Genomic DNA, 23,428 nt, shown 5'->3' with positions numbered 1-23,428 from the left:
AAATCCGTTGCTCCGCAATGCAGAAAGTCGTTCAGTTGTTGTCTTCAATTGATGTAGTCGTCGGAGCATCGAGAAAAGTTCCGCGCCGCTTCACAATTCGCGTCAGCGCTGCGGAGACCCGTCCGCCGCGCCGGAAGCCCAGGTGCCCGGAAGCAGGGGCGCCGGCGGGTTCGCATCGGCCGGCATCCGCTCCACCATCCCGCTGGGTGCGGTGCTCGCTGTGGTCACCACACCGGTGAACCCGACCGGCCCGGCACCGTGCGCATTGGCGGAGATGACGGCCGCACTCGGCGAATTGCCGCCGGCACCAGGCAGATCGGCTTTCAGCTCGGGAAGCTCATCGCGATAGCCACGTGCCCCGCGCCGGCTTCGACGCACTCGTTTGGCCCGGTCACGGGCGCCGGCCACGGCCCGGGCGGCCGCTGCCGCGCCGACGGTGTCGGTGGTGATATCGGGCGATTCGCTGCCGGGCTCCGGTCCCGGGCCCGACCCGGCGCGCGCCAGCCCGGGCACGGCGTAGACCAGGTTGGACACCGGGGCGGCACCGCCGGCCCCGGCGGTCGTCGACGCCGGCGTGGACGGCCCGGAAGCCTGCGGCACACCGACCTGGATGCCGGGGACAACCGGGACGGCCTCAGCGCGTGGTGCAGCGGCCGCAGGCTGCCCGACAGCAGCCTCGGCAGGCACCGGTGTCATGTCCATCGCCGGTGGCAGTGGCGATTTCACCAGCGCCAGCGCCGCGAGCGCACTGAGTGCCGGCGCGAAGAACGGGGTCAGCAGCAGTCCATAGGAGGCGTAGTACGGGTACCAGAGCATGTCGTAGAGCGTCAACGCCACCAGAGCCAACACCGCGGACGTGGCGGGGTTGAAGCCCAGCTGCTCGAAGAAGCGTGTGAAGTTCTCGAGCATCTGGTCGATCTGACCGGGCGTACCCAGTTGCGAGAGGAATTGCCAGAGGTCGCGCAGCGGCTGGCTCGGCGCGGCGGACAGGTTCGACATCGGCTGCCGGGCTTCACCACCGGGCGCGACGATGGACGGCGCCGGCTGTGTGGGCGGGACCGCGGCCGTGGCCGATTCACTCACCGCCTGGTAGACGATCATGGTGTCGGCCGCCTGCACCCACATGCGCGCGTAGTCGGCTTCGTTGAGCGCGATGGGAATCGTGTTGATACCGAAGAAGTTCGTCGCCACCAGGGCGGCATTGGTCACATGGTTGGCAGCCAGTTCGACCAGTGTCGGCATGGTCGCGACAGCGGTGCCGTAGGCAGCGGCCACGGTCTCGTGCTGCGCCGCCGCGGCGGCCGAGGCCAGTGCGGACTCCTCCAACCAGGCCAGGTAGGGCACGTGCGCTGCGACGTACTGGACGGCGCTCGGCCCCTCCCAACTACTCCCCTGCACGTCGGTCAAGATGGCCGACAGCTCGGCGGCCGCCTGCCCGTACGCCACGCTCAGCTGTTGCCACTGCGCGGCGGCAGCCAGCAGCGAGCCTGGCCCCGGCCCGGCTGCCAGGAGCGCCGAATGCACTTCCGGCGGTAGCGCCAGCCAAATCGGTGCGGTCACTGTCAGCTAGTCGGGCGGAGCGTCGAGAAAGTTCCCGGCCACCGAAAACTCCTATGCCGCAGCCGGATATCGCCACACGACGGAAATGCCGTTCCTGGGGCCGGTGCCACCGACGTGATCGGCAGACGTACGGTGGGCCCATGTCAGTCCTCGACGCCCGCCATCTCGACGGGGTATCCGAAACCGCGCTCCTCACCTTGCACCAGCGCGCCACCGAGGCCGCCCGGCCCGACGGCATCATCGACGACCCGATGGCGATCACGCTGCGGGACAGCCTCGATTACGACTACCAGGATTTCGGCCGTACCCATCAGGCCACCGCCCTGCGGGCCCTGGTGTTCGACGCGGCCACCCGCGATTATCTGACCGTCCACCCGCGCGCGACCGTCGTGGCGCTGGCAGAGGGTCTGCAGACCAGCTTCTGGCGCGTGGACAACAGCGAGATGACCTGGCTGTCAGTGGATTTGGCACCGATCATCGCGCTCCGGCAGCAGCTGCTCCCGACGTCCGGCCGGCTGGGGTATCGCGCGCAGTCCGCGCTCGACCACTCGTGGATGGACGCCGTCGACGCTGCCGACGGCGTGCTGATCACCGCCGAAGGCCTCTTCCAGTATCTGACCGAGGACGTCGTCTTCGCTCTCATCGCCGCCTGCGCCGACCGTTTTCCCCACGGGCAGTTGGTCTTTGACAGCGTGCCGCGGTTCCTGAGCGCCTATTCGCAGCGCCGCGGCTTCCGGCTCAGCGCGGACTACACCGTGCCCCCGATGCCGTTCTGGTTCACCGCCGACCAGTACCCGCGGTTGCAGGCCATCCCCGGCGTCCGTGCGGTGCGTGAACTGCGCTATCCGGCCGGCCGCGGCAAGCTCGTGCCGTGGGTCACCCGGCAGTCCTACCGCCGGCCGGCGTTGGCGCGCTTCCGCGCACCGGTGACGCTCGTCGAATTCAGTTGACGGACAACGTCCCCAGCAGCGGATAGCACGCGCGGACACGCTCGATCCACCAGTCCCGGCGCGCCGGGTCGGCCGCCAGGGCCGTCAGCCGGGCCGGGTCCGGCGCCACCGGGCCGACGGGCAGGAACCCGTCGGCCGGCGGTGCCACGTCCGCGACATCGTGCACGAACAAACCGCCGGTGCCCAGGCCGCAGGCGTGGTGCAGCGTCGGCAGGCAGCCGGCCGCGAGGAGCCCGCGCGTCATCCCGACCGCGGAATCCAGCGCACTCGACACCACGATCGGGATGTCGATCTGTGCGGCCACGTCCAACAACCGAGCCACCCCGCCCAGCGGCGCGACCTTGACCACCGCGACGTCGGCCGCGCGCTCGCGGACGACACGCAGCGGGTCCGACGCCTTGCGGATGGACTCGTCGGCCGCCACCGGCACGTCGACCAGCCGCCGCAGTGCGGCCAGTTCGGGCACCGTCGCGCACGGCTGTTCCAGGTACTCGAGGGGCCCCGACGCGGTCAGCGCCCGCGCCGCGGCCGCCGCCTCCGCGACGGTCCAGCCGCCGTTGGCGTCGACCCGCACCACCGGCACCAGGGCGCGGACGGCCTCGACGCGGGCCACGTCGTCGGCCAGCGTCTGTCCCGGTTCGGCCACCTTCACCTTGGCGGTGCGGGCACCCGGGAAGCGGGCCACTACCTCGGGCACCCGCGCCGCGTCGACGGCGGGCACGGTGGCATTGATGGGGATACGGTCACGCACCGGAGCCGGCGAGGGCCGGTAGGCCGCCTCGATGCCGGACGCGAGCCAGTGCGCCGCCTCGGCCGCGCCGTACTCGACGAACGCGCCGAATTCACCCCAGCCGCACGGTCCTTCGATCAGTGCGACTTCGCGAACGTCGATGCCACGGAACCGGACCCGCATCGGCAGCGAGACGACGTAAAGGCGCTCGAGCAGTTCGTCGAGTGTGGGCATGGCGGGCGGCACCCCTCCATCGTGCCTCACACGGTGGCGCGGTCCCGACCCTCCCAGTACGGCTTGCGGAGCTCCTTCTTGAGGATCTTGCCGGTGGGGTTGCGCGGCATGTCGTCGACGAAGTCGATGGTCTTCGGACACTTGTAGGCGGCGAGGCGTTCCCGGGCAAAGGCGATGAGGTCGGCATCCGATACCCCTTCTCCCGAACCCTCGAGCGTCACAACGGCTTTCACCGACTCGCCCCACTTCTCGTCGGGCACGCCGATGATCGCGACCTCGGACACCGCCGGGTGCTCGGCGAGCACCCGCTCCACCTCGATGGAGTAGATGTTCTCGCCGCCGGAGATGATCATGTCCTTGAGCCGGTCCTCGACGAAGATGTAGCCGTCGGCGTCGACGCGGCCGATGTCGCCGGTGCGGAACCAGCCGTCGGAGGTGATCGCCTCGGCCGTGGCGTCCGGACGGTTCAGGTATTCCTTCATCAATGTCGGTGTGCGGAACCACAATTCGCCCTGTTCGCCGGCGGGCGCGTCTTCCAGGGTCTCCGGGTTGACCACACGGACCTCGGCTTGGGGAATCAGCACGCCGGCGCTGACCAGGCGCTCCTCGTTGTCGGCGCGGTGGTCCTCGGGCATCAGCCGGCTGACGACGCCGCAGACCTCGGTCAGGCCGTACACCTGGATGAACTCGGTGTCGGGCCACGCCGCCAGGGCCTGGCGCAGCAGCGGAAGCGGCATCGGTGAGGCGCCGTACGCGTACGTCTTCAGCGCGCTGAACAACTTCACCGCGTCCGGGCCGGACTCGAGCACCTTGGCCAGCACGGCCGGCACGAGGAACGTGCGGTTGGCACCGTTGAGGATGCCGCCGGCGAGCGACGCGCCGTCGGCGTCGCGCGTCATGTAGCTCGGCACCCCGTTGTGCAGCCCGTACTGCATGTACGACGAGCCACCGACGTGGAACAGCGGCATCGCCACCAGGTTCTTGTCACCGGCCTCGGCCGTCCAGCCCTCGAAGGCATTGATGGTGTGCGCGATCATGTTGGCCTGCGTGAGCGCGACGCCCTTCGGGCGGCCCGTCGTGCCGGAGGAGTACATGATGATGCAGACGTCGTCGGGCTGGACGTCGGGCGACCGATCCACCGGGGCCGCGCCGGCCAGCAGCGCCTCGTACTCGTCGCCGTCACCACCCTCGGGCGTCACGCTGACGATGTGCTCGACGGCCGTCAGCTTGTCGGTGATGGCATCGACCGCCGGCCGCAGCTCGGCGCCCACGATGAGAACCTTTGCGCCGCAGTCGTTCAGCACGAAATCCAGCTCGTCAGCGGCGAGCCGGAAATTGATGATGGCGTTGGCGGCGCCCAGCGACGCCGCGGCCAGCGTCAGCTCGACGCACGCCGGATGGTTCTTGTCCAGGAACGCCACGACGTCGCCGCGTTTGATGCCCCAGGCCTGCAGCGCACCGGCGAGGCGGCGGACCCGGTCGTTCCACTGCGACCACGTCCACGTCCGGCCGAGGTAGGTGATCGCTTCTTCGTCTGGCTTGGTCGCGGCCCAGTGGGCAACACGTTCATCGAGGAATCGGGGTGCCGACAGTTCAGTCATGTGCTGAGCCTGCCACGTCTGCCGCGCGCTCAGTCGGCTTTGGCGTGAACCTGTTGTCCTGCCAGGTAAGTCGCGAGGACTTCCAGGTCAGCGACGTCTTCCGGCGGCACCGTGTGCGGATCGGCGGACAGCACCACCAGATCGGCGTACTTGCCGACTTCCAGCGAACCGATGACGTCGTCGGAGAACAACTGCCAGGCCGCGTCGATGGTCTGCGCCCGGATCGCCTGGTCGACGGTGAGCCGTTCCTGCGGCGCCAGCACGCGGCCGCTCGGGGCGGTCCGGGTGGCCGCGACACTGATGTTGCGCAGCGGCTCCTCGGGCGTCACGGGTGGGTCGTTGTGCAGCGAGATCCGCATGCCGGTCGCGACGGCGGAGCCGGCCGGCATCCACACGTCGCCCTTCTCCGGGCCGAAGAGACCGTCGACGATGACGTCGCCCCAGTAATGGATGTGGTCGACGAACACGCTGCACGTGACGCCGAGATCGTGGGCGCGCTGCAGCTGCGCCGGCGTGATGGCGCCGACGTGCTCGAGCCGCAGCCGGTGATCGTCGCGCGGCCAGCGCTGCAGCGCTTCTTCATACACGTCGAGGATGGTGTCGACGCCGTGGTCGCCGTGCACGTGACAGGCCATCTGCCAGCCCTGCGGGAAGAAGGTGCCGACGATCTCGGCGAGCTGCTCGCGCGTGTAGTTGGCGTGGCCGCACGACCCGGGCACGACACCGATGGTGCGCGTGGCCTCGGTGTCCAGGTACGGGAACGTCAGGTCGATGTTGCCGACCCACGGGGAACCGTCGACCCAGATCTTGATGCCGGCCTGCCGGACCATGTCGTCGCCGTTGTCGGGCGACGCATCGGTGTGCAGCGCCGCGGTGGACATCTCATAGGTGCGCAGCCGCACCGTGAGCTTGTCGCGCATCTGCTCCAGGACCGGCCGGAACATCGGATCGAACGCCATCTCCGAGCACGTCGTCAGACCGGCGCGGTTCAGCCGGGCACATTCGGCGAGCAGCAACGCCGGATAGTCGGCCGGCGACAGCACGCCCGTCACCAGCGGGAAGACGGCGGCGGTCTCCAGCGCGGTGCCGTCGAGTTCGCCGTCGGCGTCGCGGCCGTACTTGGCGCCGTGCGGGTCCGGGGTGTCGCGCGTCAGACCGGCGTTCGCCGCGGCCGCCGAGTTGAAGTACGCCTTGTGTCCCGAGTTGTGCACGATCACCAGCGGGGTGTCGGGCGCCGCCGCGTTCAGCCAGGCCAGCGTCAGCTCGGGCAGCCCTTTCTGCAGCAGCGGGTCCCAGCCGTTCAGGTAGGCGCCCTCGGCGCCGCGGGCGGCGACCTCGGCGTGGATCGCGGCGACGACGTCGGCCGCGTTCGGCATCGTGACCGGCCGGATGTCGACCATGCGGCCACCGAGCACCACGGCCTCCATCAGCGGGTGGCCGTGCGCCTCGACGAAGCCCGGCAGCACGCAGCCGTCGATCTCACGTACCTCGGTGTCGGCACCGATCCACGGCTGCACGTCGGCACGCGCTCCGACGGCGACGATCCGGCCATCGGTGACGGCGAGCGCCTCGGCGGTGGGCCGGCCGGGGTCGACGGTCAGGATGTTTCCGACGATGACGAGGTCCGCAGCGCTGGCCATGAGGTGGATGCTAGACCGCAGGGCTTGACCTACGGACTAGAACACGTTCTAGTCTTAGGTCATGAGTGACGAGCTGCTGCGCCATCCCCTGCATTCCGGGCACTTGACCGTCGGCGCCCTCAAGCGCAACAAAGACAAGCCGGTCCTGTTCCTCGGCGACACCACGCTGACCGGCGGCCAGCTCGCCGACCGCATCAGCCAGTACATTCAGGCGTTCGAGGCGCTCGGCGCCGGTTCCGGCGCCAGCAGCGGCCTGCTGTCCCTCAACCGGCCCGAGGTGCTGATGATCATCGGCGCCAGCCAGACGCAGGGCTACCGCCGCACCGCACTACACCCTCTCGGTTCTCTGGACGATCACGCCTACGTCCTGACCGACGCCGGCGTCACGACCCTGATCATCGACCCGACCGACGCCTTCGTGGAACGGGCCATCGGGCTGCTCGAGAAGGTCCCGTCGCTCCAGCAGATCCTGACCATCGGGCCGGTGCCGGACGCCCTGATCGGTTCAGCCATCGACCTGGCCGCCGAAGCCGCGAAGTACGAGCCGCAGCCGCTGAAGGCCGCCGACCTGGCACCTGACCACGTCGGCGGACTGACCTACACCGGCGGCACCACCGGCAAGCCGAAGGGCGTCATCGGCACGACGCAGTCCATCAGCACCATGACGACCATCCAGCTGGCCGAATGGGAGTGGCCCGAGCACCCCCGCTTCCTGATGTGCACGCCGCTGTCGCATGCCGGCGCCGCGTTCTTCACCCCGACCATCGTCAAGGGCGGCGAGCTGGTCGTGCTCAAGAAGTTCGACCCCGCCGAGGTGCTGCGGGTCATCGAGGAGCAGAAGATCACCGCGACCATGCTCGTGCCGTCGATGATCTACGCACTGATGGACCACCCCGACTCGCACACGCGGGACCTGTCGTCGCTCGAGACCGTCTACTACGGCGCCTCCGCCATGAACCCGGTGCGCCTCGCCGAGGCCATCCGCCGGTTCGGCCCGATCTTCGCGCAGTACTACGGCCAGTCCGAGGCCCCGATGGTCATCACGTACCTGGCCAAGGGCGAGCACGACGAGAAGCGGCTGACGTCGTGCGGCCGGCCGACGCTGTTCGCGCGGACCGCGCTGCTCGGCGACGACGGCAAGCCCGTCAAGCAGGGCGAGGTCGGCGAGATCTGCGTGTCCGGGCCGCTGCTGTCGGGTGGCTACTGGAACCTGCCGGAGGCCACCGCCGACACGTTCAAAGACGGCTGGATGCACACCGGCGACCTGGCCCGCGAGGACGAGGACGGGTTCTGGTTCATCGTCGACCGGACCAAGGACATGATCGTCACCGGCGGCTTCAACGTGTTCCCGCGCGAGGTGGAAGACGTTGTCGCCGAACATCCTTCGATCGCCCAGGTCTGCGTCGTCGGCACCCCGGACGAGAAGTGGGGCGAGGCGGTGACGGCCGTCGTCGTGCTGCGTCCGGAGGCCGATCGTTCCGAGGATGCCATCGCGAAGATGACGGCCGAGATTCAGGCCGCGGTCAAGGACCGCAAGGGCTCGGTGCAGTCGCCGAAGCAGGTCGTCATCGCCGACTCCGTGCCGGTGACGGCCCTCGGCAAGCCCGACAAGAAGGCCGTCCGGGCGCAGTTCTGGGCCGGCTCGGAGCGCTCCGTGGGCTGAGGCCTTTCCGCGAGCAGACGCAAAACTGTCGTTTTCGGCCTGAAAACGACAGTTTTACGTCTGCTCGCGAGTGGATCGCAACCCGGCGAGCAGGCGGTCGAAGAGCACGGCTGCCGCGGCGGCCGCGCCGTCCGGGTCGGCTGCCACGATGCGGTCGAGCAACCGGTGATGGTCTTCGAACTCGGTCTCGACGGGCGTCTCGTTCATGACCGACACGCTCGCGGTGATGACCTCGATGAGACCGAGGTAGAGGTCGATCAACATCGCGTTGCCCGATGCCCGCACGACGGCGCAGTGGAATTCGGTGTCGGCGTGGACGAATTCGTCGTGATGCCCGGCGCGCTGTTCGTCGTCGCGGCCGTCCAGGAGCCGGCGCAGGGTGACGATGTCGTCGTCGGTCCGGTTGGTGGCGGCCAGGCGCGCGCCCTCCACTTCCAGCCCGCGGCGCACCTGCAGCACATCACGCAGCTCGTCGCTGCACAGCCGGCGCAGCGCGCCGGACACCTCACTGGTGGCGCGGACGTACGTGCCGTCGCCCTGCCGCACCTCGAACAGCCCGGCGTGCGCCAGGGCGCGCACGGCCTCGCGCACGGTGTTGCGGCCGACCCCGAGGGCTTCGACTAGATCGGTCTCGTTCGGGATGCGGTGCCCGACGGGCCATTCCCCGTCTGCGACCGAGCCCCGGAGCTGTTCGATGACCTGCTCGACCAAGCCGGTCCGGCGGGCTGTGTTCAGCGCCACGCAATCATCCTTTCAACCAATCATAGGATGTATGGCATCCTAGCAGGATGAGTGCTGCCGTGAACGGAACCCCACACGCCCGTTACGAAGATGAATTGGCACTCGAGCTCGACGGCGCCATCGAGATCACCGACATCCCGGCGAGCCCGAACACGCGCCTCGCCAGCGGCATCCTGCTGGCCCTCGCCGTCGTCGTCACCGCGCTGAACCTGCGGCCGTCGGTCACCAGCGTCGCTCCCCTGCTCGGCGAGATGCGCACCGCTCTCGGGGTGTCATCGGTCTGGGCCGGCATCCTGACCACCCTGCCCGTGCTGTGCTTCTCGGCCGCCGGCGCCACCGCGCCATTGCTGTCCAAACGACTCGGCCTGGGCCGGACCGTCACGCTCGCACTGCTGGCGCTGGCCGTCGGGCTGATCGTGCGGCCGTACGGCGACGGCGGCCTCATGCTCGGCGCCACCCTGCTCGCCTCGTCGGGCATCGCGCTGGCGAACGTGCTGATCCCGGTGGTCATCAAGAGCTCGTTCCCCGCCCGCGTCGGCCTGATGACGGGCATCTACACCAGCGCGCTGCAGGCCGGCGGCGCGTTCGGTGCCGCGGTCACCCCGGCCGTGGAACAGAGCGTCGGCGGCTGGCGTCCGTCACTGGCCATCTGGGCCGCCCTCGCGCTGGCCGCGCTACTCCTCTGGGTCCCCGCGGCCCGGCGCCACCGCACCGACTGGGCCGCCACCGCGGCCCAGGCCACCAAGCGCCGCTCGCTGTTGCGCAACCCGCTCGCGTGGACCGTGACGGTCTACATGGGCAGCCAGTCGTTCCTGGCCTACGTCATGATGGGTTGGCTCCCACAGATTTTCATCGACAACGGCATGGATAAGACCAGTGCCGGCGTAATGTCCGGGGTGATGTCCCTGATCGGCGTCCCGATCGCGCTGCTGATCTCGCCGCTGGCCGCCCGCACGACACACCAGAGCCTGTGGAACGTCGGCCTCGGTGTGCTGGGCGTGTCCGGCACCATCGGCCTGCTGATCGCGCCGATGGCGGCGCCGGTGCTGTGGAGCACGATGATCGGCATCGGGTTGAGCGCGTTCTCGCTGGCGCTGACCATCATTGCGCTGCGCGCCCGCAACGCCGAGGACACCGCACAGCTCTCCGGCATGGCGCAGGGCTTCGGCTACCTGTTCGCCAGCACCGGCCCGTTCCTGTTCGGGCTGCTGCACGACATGTCCGGCGACTGGCACGTCCCGTTCGTGTTGTTCTTCACCGTCTACGCGGTGCAGTTGACGGCCGGCTGGTTCGCCGGACGCAACCGCTACGTCTAGTACTGCGGCGGATAACCCGGATAGCCGACGGGAGCGGCGGGCGCCGCCTGCCCGCTCTTCCACCGGCACCACTGCTGCGTCGAATTCAGCGCGGCCAGCACGCCGGTGGCGAGCGCGAACACGATCGGCACCGCGGCGGACATCACCGACAGGCCCGCCATGCTCTGCATGCCGTCGTAGCTGCCGCCGAGCGTGCTGTCGAGCCGCTTGAGGATGGTGAGCGAGGCGAACAGCCCGATCACGTTCGCCAGCACCACGGCGGTGCAGCCGCCGATGACGACCCAGCGGCCCACCCCGCGCCCGAGCACCAGCAATACGCCACCGACGAGAAGGGCGATCGCCACGACCGTCTGCACGACGGCCATGCCGCTGCTCAGACCCATCAGGCTGGATTTGGTGTCACTCGCGTAGGAACTGGTCAACGCGCCGATCGTGGCGACCGCGTACCAGCTGGAGAACGCCTGGAATGCCGTCGACAGGGCGCCGAGAATGCTGAGCACCGCGGCGATGATCGCCGTCACGCCCGACGGTCCCGCCGGCCCGGGCGGTGTGGGCACGCCGTAACCCGCGGGCTGCGGGTACTGCGGCTGCGGGTACTGCGGATAGGGCACGTTCGGCGGCATACCGGGTGCGCCGTACGGGTTGGGCCCATACGGTTGACCCGGTGGTTGACCGGGTCCGAACTGCCCAGGCCCGAATTGCCCGGGGGGCCACTGATTCGACATCGAAACCCCACTTTCAGCTGGGCGAACATAGCACGCCAGCGCGGTTTCGGCGCCTCGTCTAGCCTCGGGTCATGGCCTCGGACAGCGACGCGAATCTCAAGCCACCCTGGTGGCTCAAGCCCATGAACAAGGTGATGATGGCGGTCATGCGCGTGGTGCCGATCAAGGGCCCCGTGGTGCTGACCGTGCCCGGCCGCAAGTCCGGTGAACCGCGGTCGACGCCCATCACCCCGTTCGAGGTCGACGGCCACCGCTACGTGGTGGGCGGGTTCCCGAATGCCGACTGGGTGCGCAACGCGCGCGCCGCGGCCACTGCCACCGTCACGCAGGGGCGTCATCGCGAAGAGGTCCGGCTGTTCGAGGTACCCGCCGACGAGGCCCGGCCGCTGTTGCGGCAGTTCCCGATCCTGGTGCCGACGGGCGTCGGCTTCATGAAGAACGCGGGCCTGGTGACCGGACCCAACCCCGACGAATTCGAAGCACTCGCCGGCCGGTGCGCGGTGTTCCGGTTCGACCCCGTCTAGACACCGACGAGCGTGGGGGCTGACGAGAAATCCGGTCCGGATTTCCGCGTCAACCCCCACGCTCGGTAGTCGGCTAGATGTGCGGCGCGTTCTTGATCGGGGCGTCCTGCTGGCCGACGGTCTGACACCACGCGAGTGCCGACGCGCGCGTCCCCGACACCTCGAGGGACGACGGATCGGCGCCCTTGCGGTCCTTGATCATCTTGTTGACCGCTTCGTTCTGCGTCTTCTCGTCGGCGCCGACGAAGTCCTTGCACTTGGTGTCGCCGCCCTGCACGGCCGGCGAGCATCCGACCAGCATCAGTCCGGCAATGACACTCGACACCACCACGCCTGCTGACCGCTTCATCAAGGTCCTCCTGTATTCGGGCCGCGAACGGCCGCTGATTGTGTCCGATCTAGTACCCCTGGGTGGCGCGGACCAAACACCGTCGGCTCTAAGGTCGAGGCGTGAACGCAGACAATCCGTTTGACCCGCAGCTCTGGCAGCCGGTGACCGAACTCGGTGAACTCACCGACATCACCTACCACCGCCACGTGCGCGACGGTAAGCCGCAGCCGACGGTCCGGATCGCCTTCGACCGGCCCGACGTGCGCAACGCCTTCCGGCCCCACACCGTCGACGAGCTCTACCGCGCCCTCGACCATGCCCGGATGAGCCCCGACGTCGGCGTCATCCTGCTCACCGGCAACGGACCGTCGTCCAAGGACGGCGGCTGGGCCTTCTGCTCCGGTGGCGATCAGCGCATCCGCGGCCGCAGCGGCTACCAGTACGCGTCCGGCGAGACCGCCGAGTCCGTCGACCCGGCCCGCGCCGGGCGGCTGCACATCCTCGAGGTGCAGCGGCTGATTCGGTTCATGCCCAAGCCCGTGATCTGCCTCGTCAACGGCTGGGCGGCCGGCGGCGGCCACAGCCTGCACGTGGTCTGCGACCTGACCCTGGCCAGCCGCGAACACGCGCGGTTCAAGCAGACCGACGCCGACGTCGGCAGCTTCGACGGCGGCTATGGCTCCGCGTACCTGGCGCGGCAGACCGGGCAGAAGTTCGCCCGCGAGATCTTCTTCCTGGGCCGCGCTTACGACGCCGAGACCATGCACAAGATGGGCGCCGTCAACGAGGTCGTGGACCACAAGGACCTGGAAACCGTTGCGCTGCAATGGGCGGCCGAGATCAACGGCAAGTCGCCACAGGCCATCCGGATGCTGAAGTTCGCGTTCAACCTGCTCGACGACGGCCTGGTGGGTCAGCAGATCTTCGCCGGCGAGGCCACCCGTCTGGCCTACATGACCGACGAAGCCGTCGAGGGCCGGGACGCGTTCCTGCAGAAGCGCGACCCGGACTGGAGCGAGTTCCCCCGCTACTTCTGAGGTTCGGCGGGGCCCTGTCCGTCATCTGGACGACAGCCCGCTGTGTGCTTTCCCATGAGTGCGCTGTGTATCCGCTTAGGCGCGCGCCGATGGTGGACACCTCGCGTCACACTTGGCACGTGGACGTCGGGACGCGAGCGCGAATCGGCCAGTGGGCGCTGGGGGCCGAGGGTTTCGCGCTGGGCGTCTTCGGCGGCACCGGCCTGGCGTGGTCCATGGCGAACCCGCATTTCGGCGCCGCCGGGGCGCCCCTCATGTGGCTGCGGGTCACGCCGCTGCACTGCGCGCTGCTGCTCGTGGTCGGCGTGGTGACCGTCTTCGCCGCGTTCGGCCGCGGCGCGGCGCGGTTCAACCGCGTCGCCGCCGTCGGCTGGTTCATCGTGACGGCGGTGTGCGTGGCGGCAACCTCGAGTCACAGCCCGGGACCTCTGGGTTTCGACTCGCGTGACACCGTCCTGTACGCGATCCTCACCGGCTACAACGTGACCCTGGCAGCGTGGTTCGCCTTCCCCCACCGGACCACGCCCGCAGGGCAGCCAACCCGCCGTTTCCACCGGCGTCACTCAGACGCGATCGGATCCCGCTGATCCCTGTTAGCCTCCCTCCGGTGAGCGAGCCGAGTTACTCCGACGCCGAACGCGCAGCCGTCTACCGCGTCATGTCCGAGCGTCGGGACATGCGGCACTTCACGCCGAATTCCACGGTGCCCGAAGAGGTTCTGCGCCGCATCCTGGAGGCCGCGCACATGGCGCCGAGTGTCGGGCTGATGCAGCCCTGGCGCTTCCTGCGCATCACCGACCCGGCCGTCCGGACGGCGATCAAGAAGCTCGTCGACGCCGAGCGCATCCAGACGGGCGAGGCCCTCGGGCCGCGCGAGGCGGAGTTCCTGGCGCTGAAGGTCGAAGGCATCGGCGACTGCGCCGAGCTGTTCGTGGTGGCCCTCGGTGACGATCGCGAGCGTCACATCTTCGGCCGCCGGACCATGCCCCACATGGACCTGGCGTCGGTGTCGTGCGCCATCCAGAACATGTGGCTGGCCGCCCGCGCGGAAGGCCTTGGGCTGGGCTGGGTTTCGCTGTTCGACCCGGCCGAGCTGGCCGCCCTCCTCGGCATGCCCGAGGGCGCCGAACCGATCGCGGTGCTGTGTGTCGGCCCGGTACCGGAGTTCCCGGACCGCCCCGAACTCGAGATCGTCGGCTGGACGACGGCGCGCCCGCTCGACGAACTCGTGTACACCAACGTCTGGCCTGTCACCGGAGCGAGCTGACGCCGCGGCCCTAAGCTCAGGGGGTGAGCAAGAGTCCCCTACGGCGCGTCTCCGAGAGCCTGCTGCTCGCCGGCATGCGACCGCCCCTGATCGAACGGTTGTCGGGCCACGGCGAGGTCGACCTGGCCGGCAAACGCATCGTGCTGACGGGAGCGTCGTCGGGCATCGGCGAGGCGGCCGCCGCCAAGTTCGCGCACCTCGGGGCGACCGTCGTCATCGTCGCCCGCCGGGCCGAACTACTGGACAAGGTGGCCGCCCGGATCACCCACAGCGGCGGTGACGCCATCGCGCGGCCGTGCGACCTGTCCGACATGGACGCCATCGACAAGCTGGTGGCGGACGTGGAAGCCGAGCTGGGCGGCGTCGACATCCTGATCAACAACGCCGGCCGGTCCATCCGCCGGCCGCTGGCCGAGTCCCTGGACCGCTGGCACGACCTCGAACGCACCATGACGCTGAACTACTATTCGCCGCTGCGCCTGGTGCGCGGCTTCGCCCCCGGCATGCTCGAGCGCGGCGACGGGCACATCATCAACGTGTCGACGTGGGGTGTGATGAACGAGTCGTCGCCGCTGTTCTCGGTGTACAACGCGTCCAAGTCGGCACTGACCGCGGTGAGCCGGGTCATCGAAACCGAGTGGGGCGCAAGCGGAGTGCACTCCTCGACACTGTTCTATCCGCTGGTGAAGACGCCGATGATCGCGCCGACCCGCGCCTTCGACGGTATGCCCGGCCTGTCGGCCGACGAAGCCGCCGACTGGATGGTCACCGCGGCCAAGACCCGCCCGGTGCGCATCGCGCCCCGGATCGCGGTGACGTCGCACGCGCTCAACAGTTTCGTGCCCGGCCTGGTCGACCAGATGATGAAACGCCGACGCGCGCAGTCGATCGGGTGACGCGATGGAGATCCTCGCCAGCCGCATCCTGATCCGGCCCGTCGACTACGCGAAGTCGGTGGCGTTCTACCGCGACGCCATCGGCCTGGCCATCGCCCGCGAATACGGTGCCGGCACAGTGTTTTACGCCGGGCAGTCGCTCATCGAACTCGCCGGCCACGGCCGTGACGACGACGGCCCGACGGTTCCGTTCCCGGGCGCGCTGTGGCTGCAGGTGCGCGACGTCTACCAGACCCAGGCCGAGCTCGAGGCCCGCGGGGTGGCGATCTCCCGTGCGGCGCGGCAGGAACCGTGGGGCCTGCACGAACTGCACGTCACCGATCCTGATCAGGTCACCTTGATCTTCGTCCAGGTGCCCGACACCCACCCACTACGACGCGACACCCGGAGTTAGCACTCCGGGTGTCGCGGGTGGTGAGTTCTGCGGCGCGTCAGCGAGCCGGCGTCGCCAGCGGCCAGCCGACCGAGGCCAGTCGCGCCGACACCTGGTGGATGTCGTCGGGGCTGGGCTCCTGGTTGGTGACGGCCGCGATCGCGGCGTGAATCTCGGCCTCGGTGACGGGGCTCTCGCCGTCGTTGGTGCGCAGGATGGACCGCGCCGCCTCGACGACCTCGTCCTCCGTGAGCGAACGCTTCAGCAGCGCCAGCACCGGGTAGTAATCCTTCGGCGGCACACCGTCGGGGTATCCCGCCCGCAGCCACTTCAGGACATTCTCGAACAATCCATTGGATTCAGTCATTGTCCGTCAGCTCACTTCTTCAGAAAGGGGAACAGGTCGACGCCGGTGTGGTGGATGATCGTGGACCGGGTGATCCACAGGATCGCGAGCAGGACGACAGCTCCGACCAGCACGAACAGCGCCAGACCCAGGTACTTGAGGATCGGGTTGGGGGCCGTGACCGTCCCATCGGAGTGCTCGCCGCCGGCGCCGTTGGAGTAGGCGACGAGGCCGCCCGCGAACACCGCGGGGAGTCCGGCACCGAGGATCAAGCCCACGACGAGGACCTTGAGGATGGCTTCCAAGTAATGCATCAGTGATTCCTTCTGGTTCGGTTCGCGGGAATCAGACGCCGGCGGATTCGGGCGACTTGGCGGCAGCCTCACGGACGTCGGCGGGCACCACGGAGTTGGTGGACGCGTCCCATTCAGCGTTGACGTTGTTGTGGTCGACCTTCTGCTGCTGCGCACGCCAGTACATGAAGCCCGACAGCGCGACCAGGATGACGAAGATCGTGCCGTCGCCGACCAGCGCGGAACCGGTGGCGGACTTCAGGCCGTAGGACAGCCAGTACGACAGGGCACCGACCAGCGCCGCGGCCGGCAGCGTGATCAGCCAGGCCATGGCCATCCGTCCGGCGACGGCCCAGCGGACCGAAGCGCCGGGCTTGCCGACGCCACTGCCCAGGATCGAACCCGTGGCGACGTGGGTGGTCGAGAGCGCCATGCCGGCGGCGCTGGAGCTCAGGATGATCGCGGCCGAGGACGCCTCCGCGGCCAGGCCCTGCGGGGACTCGATCTCGACGAGGCCCTTGCCCAGGGTGCGGATGACGCGCCAGCCGCCGATGTAGGTGCCCAGGCCGATGGCCAGGGCGCACGACGCGATGATCCAGAACGGCAGGCCGTCCTTCTTCACGTCGCCGGTCAGGTGGCCGGTGGTGATGAGGGCCAGGGCGATGACGCCCATGGTCTTCTGCGCGTCGTTGGTGCCGTGGGACAGCGCGACCAGCGATGCAGTGGCGATCTGGCCCCAGCGGAAGCCTTCCTCACGGCGCTTCTTGATGACGTTGCGCGTGATCCGGTAGACCAGCCAGGTGCCTACGGCGGCCACGAGGCCCGCGATGAACGGTGCCGCGACAGCCGGGATCAGCACCTTCTGGATGACACCGCTCCAGTTGATGCCCGCGGTGCCGAGCGCGGCCAGGCCGGCACCGATCAGTCCGCCGAAGAGCGCGTGCGACGAGCTGGAAGGGATGCCGAACAGCCAGGTGAGGAGGTTCCACAGGATGCCGCCGATGAGGCCGGCGAAGATGATGGTGAGTCCGGTCGACGCGTCGATGGACTTCAGGAGGTGCCCGGACTTACTGTCCTGAATCTTCAGCACCGAGGTGGTGACGGTGACGGCGACCTCGACTGACAGGAACGCGCCGACCAAGTTCAGGACGCCGGCCAGCAGCACGGCGGTCTTCGGCTTCAGCGCGCCTGTGGCGATCGAGGTCGCCATGGCATTACCGGTATCGTGAAATCCATTCGTGAAGTCAAATGCCAGTGCTGTTGCGATCAACAGCACCAGGATGACCAACTCTGCGCTCATGGCGCTCATTCTGGTGTAACGGCGCCGTTTTTGACCAGTTACAGAAGTCCTCAATCCGGACCGCGACCTGGGTGTTTGCCCGACCCGAAGAGGTGTTCATGGAGTGTTCACCTGTTAGCTTCGTCTAATTAGTCTGGCAAAGTGCTGTCGGCGATGCCGAGGGTTACGGTGGCGATATGCCCACGTCACAGGCTGGGCATAGGATTCGGTGCGCAATTTCGGGGCACACAGCGCACAGCTGGGCCGCCCCTCCCCGAGATCAGGAGGTGACGCCATGAACTCGTTTCTCACCAAGATCGTGGCGTGGCTGCAAGCCGGGTATCCCGACGGCATCCCCGCCACCGACCGGGTGCCGCTGTTGGCGCTGCTGTCCCGGCGCCTGACCAACGACGAGGTCAAGTCCGTCGCCCGCGGGCTGATGAATCGTGGTGAATTCGATGACATCGACATCGGCGTACTCATCACGCGGATCACCGACGAACTCCCCCGCGCCGAGGATGTGGAGCGGGTGCGGGCGCGGCTGGCCGCCAAGGGCTGGCCGCTCGACGATCCCCGCGACCCGATCGACGGCGAGCCCGGCGACGGAGGCGTGGCATAGCTGTTCTGCATCCGGTCGCCGTCGGATCCGGCGGCGCGGCCCTCGCCCTGATCCCGACGTTGGCGCAGGCCCTGGACGGCCGCGGCGCACTCCTGCCGGTGCCGGCCGACGATGACCGCCAGGCCGCGCTGCTGACGGAGACGCTGCGCGCCGGCGAAGCCGTCGACGACGACGTGGCCCTGGTGGTCTCGACGTCGGGTTCCACCGGAATCCCCAAGGGCGCCTTGCTTTCCGCCGCGGCATTGCACGCCAGCGCCGACGCCACGCATGACCGGCTCGGCGGGCCCGGCCGGTGGCTGCTGGCACTGCCCGCCTACCACGTCGCCGGAGTGCAGGTTCTGGTACGGAGCCTGCGGGCCGGCACCACGCCCGTCGCGCTGGACCCGGGTTTCGACGTCAGTGAACTGCCTTCTGCGGTAAGGGCTTTGGGTTCGGGACGGCGCTACACGTCACTGGTCTCGGTGCAGCTGGCCAAGATCCTGGCCGATCCCGCCGCGACCGCGGCGCTCGCCGAACTGGACGCCGTCCTGATCGGCGGCGGCCCCATGCCGCCGGGACTCGGCGAAAAGGCCGCGGCCGCAGGCATTTCCGTGGTCCGCACCTACGGGATGAGCGAGACCTGCGGCGGCTGCGTCTACGACGGACGACCGCTGAACGGCGTCCGGCTGCGCATCGACGACACCGGCCGGATTTCGTTGGGCGGTCCCACGCTGGCGTCGGGTTACCGGAATCCCGTCGACCCGTCGCCGTTCGTGGCGGGCTGGTTCGTCACCGATGACATTGGCGCCGTGGATGATTCGGGCGTGCTGCGGGTACTGGGCCGCATCGACGACGCCATCGCCACCGGCGGTCTCAAGGTGCTACCCGCGCTCGTCGAGTCGGCCCTGGCGGGCCATCCGGCCATCGCCGAATGCGCCGTGTTCGGCGTCCCCGACGAACGGCTGGGCCAGCGGGTGGCCGCGGCCGTCGTGCTCCACCCGGGCGCGGCCACACCCACCGTGGCTGACCTGCGGGAATACGTCAGCGCCACGCTGGCCACCACCGCCGCCCCACGTGAGGTGCACGTGGTCGCCGAACTCCCCCGCCGCGGGATCGGCAAGCTGGACCGGCGGGCCCTGACGCTGCAGTACCAGAAAAACGCCTGATCGGCCCGTGATGCCGGTCACAGCACCGGCGCTTGATTCGGTGACGGGCCCGGCTCTCTGGGACCCTGGAACGCGGACCGGAAGAGTTGGAGTTTCCATGCCTGCCCACAGACAGCCTGACAACCATCCTGCGGTGACCGCCCTGACCTGGTCGGGAGGCGTGCTGGCCTGGGCCGTGGCCGCCGCCGTCGCCACCCCGTCCACCGGTCTGCCACTGGCCGTCGTGCTGCCCGTGACCCTGATTTTCGGTGCGCTGGTCGTCGTGGCCATCCGCAGCACCGTCGCCAGCGCCCGCGGCACCGCCGGCCGGGCGGCCCTGGCCGTCGCGATCGGCCTGCTGGTCGGTGAACTGGCCGCGATGACGCTGTTCAGCAATGCCATCACCCAGCGTCTGGACACCGAAGCCGCGGCCCGCGCCGCGACCACGCCGGCCGTGACCACCGCGCAGGGCCAGTTGGATGCGCTGCGTGCGAGCCGCGGTGCGCTCGACGCCGCCGTCGACTCCGCCCGGCAGCGTCGTGACGACGCTCAGGTCGTGGCCCGCTGCGAATACCACCCGACGCCGTCGTGCGCCCAGCAGCCCGTCACCGGTGTGCCCGGTGACGGCCAGATCACCCAGAACACGCAGGACATCCTCGAGCACGACCAGCGCGAGCTCGATGCCGCACTGGCGGCCCGGGGCGAGCAGGCCCCGACCCTCGACGCGCGGATCGCCGGTGCCGAGCACGCGGTCACGGCCGCGCGCGACGCGGCCGGCGCCGGCGCGGACCGCGGTTTCGGCGCGCGCTGGGTCGCGATGAACGGCTACACCATCGACACGCCCGCCGCGCTGGTGGCGCGCATCGCCGTGGTCGGCGTCTGCGTCCTGCTGTACCTGCTGCCGATGCTGCTGCACGCCCGGCAGGACCGCACCCTGCGCGAGCGCCACGACGAGTCCCGCCTGCGGGCCGAACTGCGTGCCGAGACCGCCATCGCGGTCAAGCAGGCCGAGGTGCGGGCCGAAGCCGAGATTCTGAAGGCCGAACACCAGCTGGCCGCCATGAAGCTCGCGCTCGAGACCGACGCCGAGATCAACCGCGAATATCACCGCCAGCGCGTCGCTGAAGCCCTCACCGGTGAGCCGGCGCAGCCCGCGCTCGCGGCCCCCACCGCCGAGGTGCTGCGGCCCGATTCGCCGCCGCAGCCCATGTACTCCGACTGGGACGAACTCATGGCGTTCCCGGACCCGCAGCGGCGTTCGTTGAACGCCGCACCAGCGCCGGAGCCCGAACCGGCCGACGCACCGGCCGAACCGGCCGCCACCGCCGAACTCGTCCCGATCGGCGACGAGCGGGCCGAGAACCTGCCGGTGCAGGCGACCAGCCAGCCCGCAGGCGGCCTGACACTGCCGCAACTGCCCGACCTCACCAAGGTCGCGGCTCGCCTGCTGCGTCCGCTGGTGGCGCCCGTCGCGCCCGTGGTGGACCGCGTCATCGACACGTCGGTGCAGCAGCTGCGCTCGGCGCAGAAGGTCATCGAGGAGTTCGAGGAGATCACGTTCACGCTGCGCCGGACGTCGCGGACGACGGTGACCGAGAATGAGCACGAGCAGTCGTCGGGCCCGCGCGCCGCCGACCACGGCCAGGCGCTCGGGGCGGGCCAGGGCGTCCACCCGCGCGTCGAACCCCAGTGGGCGGCACCGCAGATGAACGCGACGTTCGCGCCGACGACGCCGCTGCGGGGCGCCGACCCGTACACCGCGCTCGACGGCACCGACACCACGATCATCGACGCCGCCGACGAGCGCCGTCAGCTCAAGGAAGGCCGCCGCGCCATCGAGCCGTAACCCGGGGATTTGTGCACGATTTTCGGCGCGAGGCGCGGAAAATCGTGCACAAATCCCTAGGGCAGCGAGCGGTTCAGGCGCTCGGTGGCGGCCAGGTAGTCCTCGATGAACTCGCGGACGACCTCGCGGGCGGGCTTGACCTTGTTCATCAGGCCGACGCCCTGGCCGACGAAGTAGGTCGCCAACTGCTGGGCGCCCTGATGTCCCTGGGCGGCCAGGCGGTCGATGCGCCGGATCACCGGCTCGCTCAGCATGTTCTGCAGCGGCAGCGGAAGTGGCTTGCGGCCACCGTCGTTCGGCGCCCAGGCATCCGTCCAGTCCGAAACCAGTTGGCGTGCGGGCTTTCCGGTGCGCCCCGCCGACCGCACGGTGTCGCGTGACGTGGCGGCCAGCATCTTCTGCTTGGTGGCCGGCGCGGTCTCGGCCTCCTCGGTGGTCAGCCACACCGAACCGGTCCAGGCCCCGGCGGCGCCCAGCGCGACCGCCGCGGCCATCTGCCGGCCGGTGACGATGCCGCCCGCCGCCAGCACGGGGACCGAATCATCAATCGCCTCAATCACTTCCGGCACCACGACGAGTGTGGACACCTCGCCACAGTGTCCGCCGGCCTCGGTGCCCTGCGCGACGATGATGTCGACGCCAGCCGCGACCTGCTTGACGGCGTGCTCCTTGGCGCCGACCAGCGCGGCCACCGGAATCCCCCGCTCGCGGCCCGCCTCGATCATGTAATCCGGCGGCACCCCAAGCGCATTGGCGATCAGCTTGATGGGGTGGCTCAACGCCACGTCGAGCAAGTCGTGCCCGGTGTTGCCGGACAACACCGACCCGCCGGTACGGACTCGTTCCTCCGGCTCGATGCCATGGTCGATGAGCAGCTGGCTGACGAATTCCCGGTATTCCGAAGGGATTCGGTCTGCCAACTGGCCGTCGGAGAGGTTCTCGCCCTTGCCCTCGAATTTCGCCGGCACGATGATGTCCGCGCCGTAGGGCCGGCCGCCGACGTGATCATCGATCCAGGCGAGTTCCCGGTCGAGCTGCTCGGGGGTGTACGCCGTCGCGCCCAGCACGCCGAAGCCGCCAGCGTTGGTGACGGCGGCGACCACGTCACGGCAATGGCTGAAGGCGAAGAGCGGGAAGTCGATGCCGAGCTGTTCGCAGATGCGGGAAGTCACTCCGTCAGTTTTGCCACCCCGACTTGACGGGTGTCAAGAGCCGCCCCGGTCAGGGCAGTTCAAACGGCAGCTTCACCCCGGTGTGGGCCAGGCAGTGGGTACACGTTCGTTCGGCCGGGACGGTCGCCAGGGCCTGCTGCACCAGCGCCTTGAACATCGGGGTGTTGCGCTCGAACTCCGCGAAGACGTCGACGGTGGTGACACCGGCGCCGGCCTCGATGCCCGCGTCCAGATCGGTCACCAAAGCGATTGCTGCATAACACATCTCGAGTTCACGGGCCAGCACGGCCTCCGGGTAGCCGGTCATGTTCACCAACGTGAACCCCTGGGCCGCGAACCACTGACTCTCGGCGCGGGTGGAGAACCGGGGCCCTTGGATGACCACCATGGTGCCGCCGTCGATGACGCCCGGCTGCTCGGCCGCGACGGCGCGCAGCGTCGGACAGTACGGATCGGCGAAGCCGACGTGGATGCCGCCGGCGTCGAAGTACGTGTCCTCGCGGCTGCGGGTGCGGTCCACCAGCTGGTCGGGCACGACCACGGCGCCGGGGCCGAGGTCCGCGGTCAGGCTGCCGACGGCGCACGGGGCGAAAATCCGCCGCACCCCGAGCTTGCGCAGCGCCCACATGTTGGCGCGGTACGGCACCGTGTGCGGCGAGTACTCATGTTTGAGCCCGTGCCGTGGCAGGAATGCCACCTCGTGCCCGCCGACGGCCCCGATGGTGACCGGCGCGCTCGGCGTGCCGTAGGGCGTGTCGACGGTGACGGTGCGCGCGTCGTCCCCGAAGAACGTGTAGAAACCGCTACCGCCGATGACTCCCAGCATCCGTTATTCGGCGTCGGTCTTGGGGGTATCCACGGTCTCCGGCGTCACGGCCGTGACGGGCGTCGGCGCGGGCGCCGCGTCGTCGTCCTCGATTTCCTCGGCCTCGTCTTGTTCCAGCTGCGCGCGGGCCCGCCGGGCGCCGTCGCGGATCTCGAATGCGTCGGTGGCCAGGGCGCCGATGGAGCTCGCCACGTCCTTGACGGCGGTGACGACGATGTTCATGACCTCGCCGACGGTGCCTGCGACGGCTTCGACGGATTCCTGCACGACATCTTTGCGAATCTCGTTCTTGCTGAGCCGATCCTTCATGCCGATAAGTGTAGGGGCGTGGGACG

25 protein-coding genes are annotated in these 23,428 nt (G+C 69.2%); 12 read left to right on the top strand and 13 right to left on the bottom strand.

The window, feature by feature from the left end; genetic code table 11:
- Positions 1 to 102: 102 nt before the first annotated feature.
- A complete protein-coding gene (locus ACJH6J_RS07935; RefSeq protein WP_212807014.1) occupies positions 103 to 1,560 on the bottom strand; it encodes a PPE family protein in 1,458 nt (485 codons plus the stop codon).
- A gap of 140 nt (positions 1,561 to 1,700) precedes the next feature.
- On the opposite strand from ACJH6J_RS07935, the gene ACJH6J_RS07930 reads away from it, so the two are divergent.
- Positions 1,701 to 2,510, top strand: coding sequence for a class I SAM-dependent methyltransferase (locus tag ACJH6J_RS07930; RefSeq protein WP_212807015.1), 810 nt, complete (start codon positions 1,701 to 1,703; stop codon positions 2,508 to 2,510).
- Here the strand turns inward: ACJH6J_RS07930 and ACJH6J_RS07925 are convergent.
- Genes ACJH6J_RS07925 through ACJH6J_RS07915 form a run of 3 tightly spaced genes read right to left on the bottom strand, consistent with a single transcriptional unit; the run spans position 2,503 to position 6,715 of the window.
- On the bottom strand, positions 2,503 to 3,474 hold the full coding sequence (locus ACJH6J_RS07925; protein ID WP_371824485.1) for an o-succinylbenzoate synthase: 972 nt from the start codon (positions 3,472 to 3,474) through the stop codon (positions 2,503 to 2,505). The two genes, ACJH6J_RS07930 and ACJH6J_RS07925, sit on opposite strands and share 8 nt — an antisense overlap.
- Before the next feature lie 26 nt (positions 3,475 to 3,500).
- On the bottom strand, positions 3,501 to 5,075 hold the full coding sequence (locus ACJH6J_RS07920; RefSeq protein ID WP_212807017.1) for a long-chain-fatty-acid--CoA ligase: 1,575 nt from the start codon (positions 5,073 to 5,075) through the stop codon (positions 3,501 to 3,503).
- 29 nt (positions 5,076 to 5,104) lie between these two features.
- Positions 5,105 to 6,715 (bottom strand): amidohydrolase, encoded by a 1,611-nt coding sequence (locus ACJH6J_RS07915; RefSeq protein WP_212807018.1) that lies wholly within the window; start codon positions 6,713 to 6,715, stop codon positions 5,105 to 5,107.
- A gap of 61 nt (positions 6,716 to 6,776) precedes the next feature.
- Between ACJH6J_RS07915 and fadD8 the strand changes: the two genes are divergently transcribed.
- A complete protein-coding gene (gene fadD8 / locus ACJH6J_RS07910; protein WP_212807019.1) occupies positions 6,777 to 8,378 on the top strand; it encodes a fatty-acid--CoA ligase FadD8 in 1,602 nt (533 codons plus the stop codon).
- A 54-nt stretch (positions 8,379 to 8,432) separates the two neighbouring features.
- Here the strand turns inward: fadD8 and ACJH6J_RS07905 are convergent, their stop codons facing one another.
- Positions 8,433 to 9,119, bottom strand: a complete 687-nt coding sequence (locus ACJH6J_RS07905; RefSeq protein WP_212807020.1) for a FadR/GntR family transcriptional regulator — start codon at positions 9,117 to 9,119, stop codon at positions 8,433 to 8,435.
- 47 nt (positions 9,120 to 9,166) lie between these two features.
- On the opposite strand from ACJH6J_RS07905, the gene ACJH6J_RS07900 reads away from it, so the two are divergent.
- Positions 9,167 to 10,435: an MFS transporter gene (locus tag ACJH6J_RS07900; RefSeq protein ID WP_212807021.1), complete on the top strand. Its 1,269-nt coding sequence runs from the start codon at positions 9,167 to 9,169 to the stop codon at positions 10,433 to 10,435.
- On the opposite strand, the gene ACJH6J_RS07895 is transcribed toward ACJH6J_RS07900, so the two are convergent.
- Positions 10,432 to 11,046 (bottom strand): hypothetical protein, encoded by a 615-nt coding sequence (locus ACJH6J_RS07895; protein ID WP_212807022.1) that lies wholly within the window; start codon positions 11,044 to 11,046, stop codon positions 10,432 to 10,434. The two genes, ACJH6J_RS07900 and ACJH6J_RS07895, sit on opposite strands and share 4 nt — an antisense overlap.
- Positions 11,047 to 11,231: 185 nt before the next feature.
- Between ACJH6J_RS07895 and ACJH6J_RS07890 the strand changes: the two genes are divergently transcribed.
- Positions 11,232 to 11,684, top strand: a complete 453-nt coding sequence (locus tag ACJH6J_RS07890; RefSeq protein ID WP_212807023.1) for a nitroreductase family deazaflavin-dependent oxidoreductase — start codon at positions 11,232 to 11,234, stop codon at positions 11,682 to 11,684.
- Positions 11,685 to 11,757: 73 nt separating this feature from the next.
- Here the strand turns inward: ACJH6J_RS07890 and ACJH6J_RS07885 are convergent, their stop codons facing one another.
- A complete protein-coding gene (locus ACJH6J_RS07885) occupies positions 11,758 to 12,033 on the bottom strand; it encodes a hypothetical protein (protein WP_029105169.1) in 276 nt (91 codons plus the stop codon).
- Positions 12,034 to 12,134: 101 nt separating this feature from the next.
- On the opposite strand from ACJH6J_RS07885, the gene ACJH6J_RS07880 reads away from it, so the two are divergent.
- From ACJH6J_RS07880 to ACJH6J_RS07860, 5 genes are all read left to right on the top strand, one after another.
- Entirely contained in the window at positions 12,135 to 13,052 is a 918-nt protein-coding gene (locus ACJH6J_RS07880; protein WP_212807024.1) for a 1,4-dihydroxy-2-naphthoyl-CoA synthase, read from the top strand.
- Between the two features lie 119 nt (positions 13,053 to 13,171).
- The gene (locus ACJH6J_RS07875; protein ID WP_212807025.1) at positions 13,172 to 13,639 is read left to right on the top strand and encodes a DUF4383 domain-containing protein; all 468 of its coding nucleotides are present in this window, start codon (positions 13,172 to 13,174) and stop codon (positions 13,637 to 13,639) included.
- A gap of 20 nt (positions 13,640 to 13,659) precedes the next feature.
- Positions 13,660 to 14,319: a 5,6-dimethylbenzimidazole synthase gene (gene bluB / locus ACJH6J_RS07870; protein ID WP_212807026.1), complete on the top strand. Its 660-nt coding sequence runs from the start codon at positions 13,660 to 13,662 to the stop codon at positions 14,317 to 14,319.
- A 23-nt stretch (positions 14,320 to 14,342) separates the two neighbouring features.
- The gene (locus ACJH6J_RS07865; RefSeq protein ID WP_212807027.1) at positions 14,343 to 15,215 is read left to right on the top strand and encodes an SDR family oxidoreductase; all 873 of its coding nucleotides are present in this window, start codon (positions 14,343 to 14,345) and stop codon (positions 15,213 to 15,215) included.
- 4 nt (positions 15,216 to 15,219) lie between these two features.
- The gene (locus ACJH6J_RS07860; protein ID WP_212807028.1) at positions 15,220 to 15,609 is read left to right on the top strand and encodes a VOC family protein; all 390 of its coding nucleotides are present in this window, start codon (positions 15,220 to 15,222) and stop codon (positions 15,607 to 15,609) included.
- Between the two features lie 37 nt (positions 15,610 to 15,646).
- Here the strand turns inward: ACJH6J_RS07860 and ACJH6J_RS07855 are convergent, their stop codons facing one another.
- Genes ACJH6J_RS07855 through ACJH6J_RS07845 form a run of 3 tightly spaced genes read right to left on the bottom strand, consistent with a single transcriptional unit; the run spans position 15,647 to position 17,527 of the window.
- On the bottom strand, positions 15,647 to 15,955 hold the full coding sequence (locus ACJH6J_RS07855; protein ID WP_061004071.1) for a DUF3349 domain-containing protein: 309 nt from the start codon (positions 15,953 to 15,955) through the stop codon (positions 15,647 to 15,649).
- Between the two features lie 11 nt (positions 15,956 to 15,966).
- The gene (locus ACJH6J_RS07850) at positions 15,967 to 16,248 is read right to left on the bottom strand and encodes a hypothetical protein (RefSeq protein ID WP_212807029.1); all 282 of its coding nucleotides are present in this window, start codon (positions 16,246 to 16,248) and stop codon (positions 15,967 to 15,969) included.
- A gap of 31 nt (positions 16,249 to 16,279) precedes the next feature.
- Positions 16,280 to 17,527 carry an inorganic phosphate transporter gene (locus ACJH6J_RS07845; protein WP_212807030.1) on the bottom strand — a complete coding sequence of 416 codons (1,248 nt, stop codon included), beginning with the start codon at positions 17,525 to 17,527 and terminating at the stop codon, positions 16,280 to 16,282.
- Between the two features lie 274 nt (positions 17,528 to 17,801).
- Between ACJH6J_RS07845 and ACJH6J_RS07840 the strand changes: the two genes are divergently transcribed.
- The 3 genes from ACJH6J_RS07840 to ACJH6J_RS07830 all read left to right on the top strand — a co-directional run bounded on the left by ACJH6J_RS07840 (position 17,802) and on the right by ACJH6J_RS07830 (position 21,095).
- Positions 17,802 to 18,125, top strand: coding sequence for a DUF3349 domain-containing protein (locus ACJH6J_RS07840; protein WP_212807031.1), 324 nt, complete (start codon positions 17,802 to 17,804; stop codon positions 18,123 to 18,125).
- Between the two features lie 50 nt (positions 18,126 to 18,175).
- Complete coding sequence (menE, locus tag ACJH6J_RS07835) at positions 18,176 to 19,270, top strand: o-succinylbenzoate--CoA ligase (RefSeq protein ID WP_406803797.1); 1,095 nt, start codon at positions 18,176 to 18,178, stop codon at positions 19,268 to 19,270.
- A gap of 133 nt (positions 19,271 to 19,403) precedes the next feature.
- Positions 19,404 to 21,095, top strand: coding sequence for a DUF4407 domain-containing protein (locus ACJH6J_RS07830; RefSeq protein ID WP_406784790.1), 1,692 nt, complete (start codon positions 19,404 to 19,406; stop codon positions 21,093 to 21,095).
- Between the two features lie 56 nt (positions 21,096 to 21,151).
- On the opposite strand, the gene ACJH6J_RS07825 is transcribed toward ACJH6J_RS07830, so the two are convergent.
- The 3 genes from ACJH6J_RS07825 to ACJH6J_RS07815 are packed head-to-tail and all read right to left on the bottom strand — an operon-like array spanning position 21,152 to position 23,402.
- Complete coding sequence (locus ACJH6J_RS07825; RefSeq protein WP_406774339.1) at positions 21,152 to 22,267, bottom strand: NAD(P)H-dependent flavin oxidoreductase; 1,116 nt, start codon at positions 22,265 to 22,267, stop codon at positions 21,152 to 21,154.
- Between the two features lie 49 nt (positions 22,268 to 22,316).
- Positions 22,317 to 23,093 (bottom strand): S-methyl-5'-thioadenosine phosphorylase, encoded by a 777-nt coding sequence (locus ACJH6J_RS07820; protein ID WP_406774338.1) that lies wholly within the window; start codon positions 23,091 to 23,093, stop codon positions 22,317 to 22,319.
- Positions 23,094 to 23,096: 3 nt separating this feature from the next.
- The gene (locus ACJH6J_RS07815; RefSeq protein ID WP_406784789.1) at positions 23,097 to 23,402 is read right to left on the bottom strand and encodes a hypothetical protein; all 306 of its coding nucleotides are present in this window, start codon (positions 23,400 to 23,402) and stop codon (positions 23,097 to 23,099) included.
- Positions 23,403 to 23,428: the final 26 nt, after the last annotated feature.

This window comes from Mycobacterium sp. SMC-18 (assembly GCF_045310895.1).
GTDB lineage: Bacteria > Actinomycetota > Actinomycetes > Mycobacteriales > Mycobacteriaceae > Mycobacterium.
The sequence above is the reverse complement of the archived record's forward strand: the minus strand, read 5'-3'. Positions and strand labels throughout refer to the sequence as shown.

What these genes read in the sequence shown, in the direction of transcription:
- ACJH6J_RS07930 (WP_212807015.1), top strand. Translation starts at nt 1,701, where the DNA reads ATGTCAGTCCTCGACGCCCGCCATCTCGACGGGGTATCCGAAACCGCG.
- ACJH6J_RS07925 (WP_371824485.1), bottom strand. Translation starts at nt 3,474, where the DNA reads ATGCCCACACTCGACGAACTGCTCGAGCGCCTTTACGTCGTCTCGCTG.
- ACJH6J_RS07920 (WP_212807017.1), bottom strand. Translation starts at nt 5,075, where the DNA reads ATGACTGAACTGTCGGCACCCCGATTCCTCGATGAACGTGTTGCCCAC.
- ACJH6J_RS07915 (WP_212807018.1), bottom strand. Translation starts at nt 6,715, where the DNA reads ATGGCCAGCGCTGCGGACCTCGTCATCGTCGGAAACATCCTGACCGTC.
- fadD8 (WP_212807019.1), top strand. Translation starts at nt 6,777, where the DNA reads ATGAGTGACGAGCTGCTGCGCCATCCCCTGCATTCCGGGCACTTGACC.
- ACJH6J_RS07900 (WP_212807021.1), top strand. Translation starts at nt 9,167, where the DNA reads ATGAGTGCTGCCGTGAACGGAACCCCACACGCCCGTTACGAAGATGAA.
- ACJH6J_RS07890 (WP_212807023.1), top strand. Translation starts at nt 11,232, where the DNA reads ATGGCCTCGGACAGCGACGCGAATCTCAAGCCACCCTGGTGGCTCAAG.
- ACJH6J_RS07885 (WP_029105169.1), bottom strand. Translation starts at nt 12,033, where the DNA reads ATGAAGCGGTCAGCAGGCGTGGTGGTGTCGAGTGTCATTGCCGGACTG.
- ACJH6J_RS07860 (WP_212807028.1), top strand. Translation starts at nt 15,220, where the DNA reads ATGGAGATCCTCGCCAGCCGCATCCTGATCCGGCCCGTCGACTACGCG.
- ACJH6J_RS07855 (WP_061004071.1), bottom strand. Translation starts at nt 15,955, where the DNA reads ATGACTGAATCCAATGGATTGTTCGAGAATGTCCTGAAGTGGCTGCGG.
- ACJH6J_RS07850 (WP_212807029.1), bottom strand. Translation starts at nt 16,248, where the DNA reads ATGCATTACTTGGAAGCCATCCTCAAGGTCCTCGTCGTGGGCTTGATC.
- ACJH6J_RS07845 (WP_212807030.1), bottom strand. Translation starts at nt 17,527, where the DNA reads ATGAGCGCAGAGTTGGTCATCCTGGTGCTGTTGATCGCAACAGCACTG.
- ACJH6J_RS07840 (WP_212807031.1), top strand. Translation starts at nt 17,802, where the DNA reads ATGAACTCGTTTCTCACCAAGATCGTGGCGTGGCTGCAAGCCGGGTAT.
- ACJH6J_RS07820 (WP_406774338.1), bottom strand. Translation starts at nt 23,093, where the DNA reads ATGCTGGGAGTCATCGGCGGTAGCGGTTTCTACACGTTCTTCGGGGAC.
- ACJH6J_RS07815 (WP_406784789.1), bottom strand. Translation starts at nt 23,402, where the DNA reads ATGAAGGATCGGCTCAGCAAGAACGAGATTCGCAAAGATGTCGTGCAG.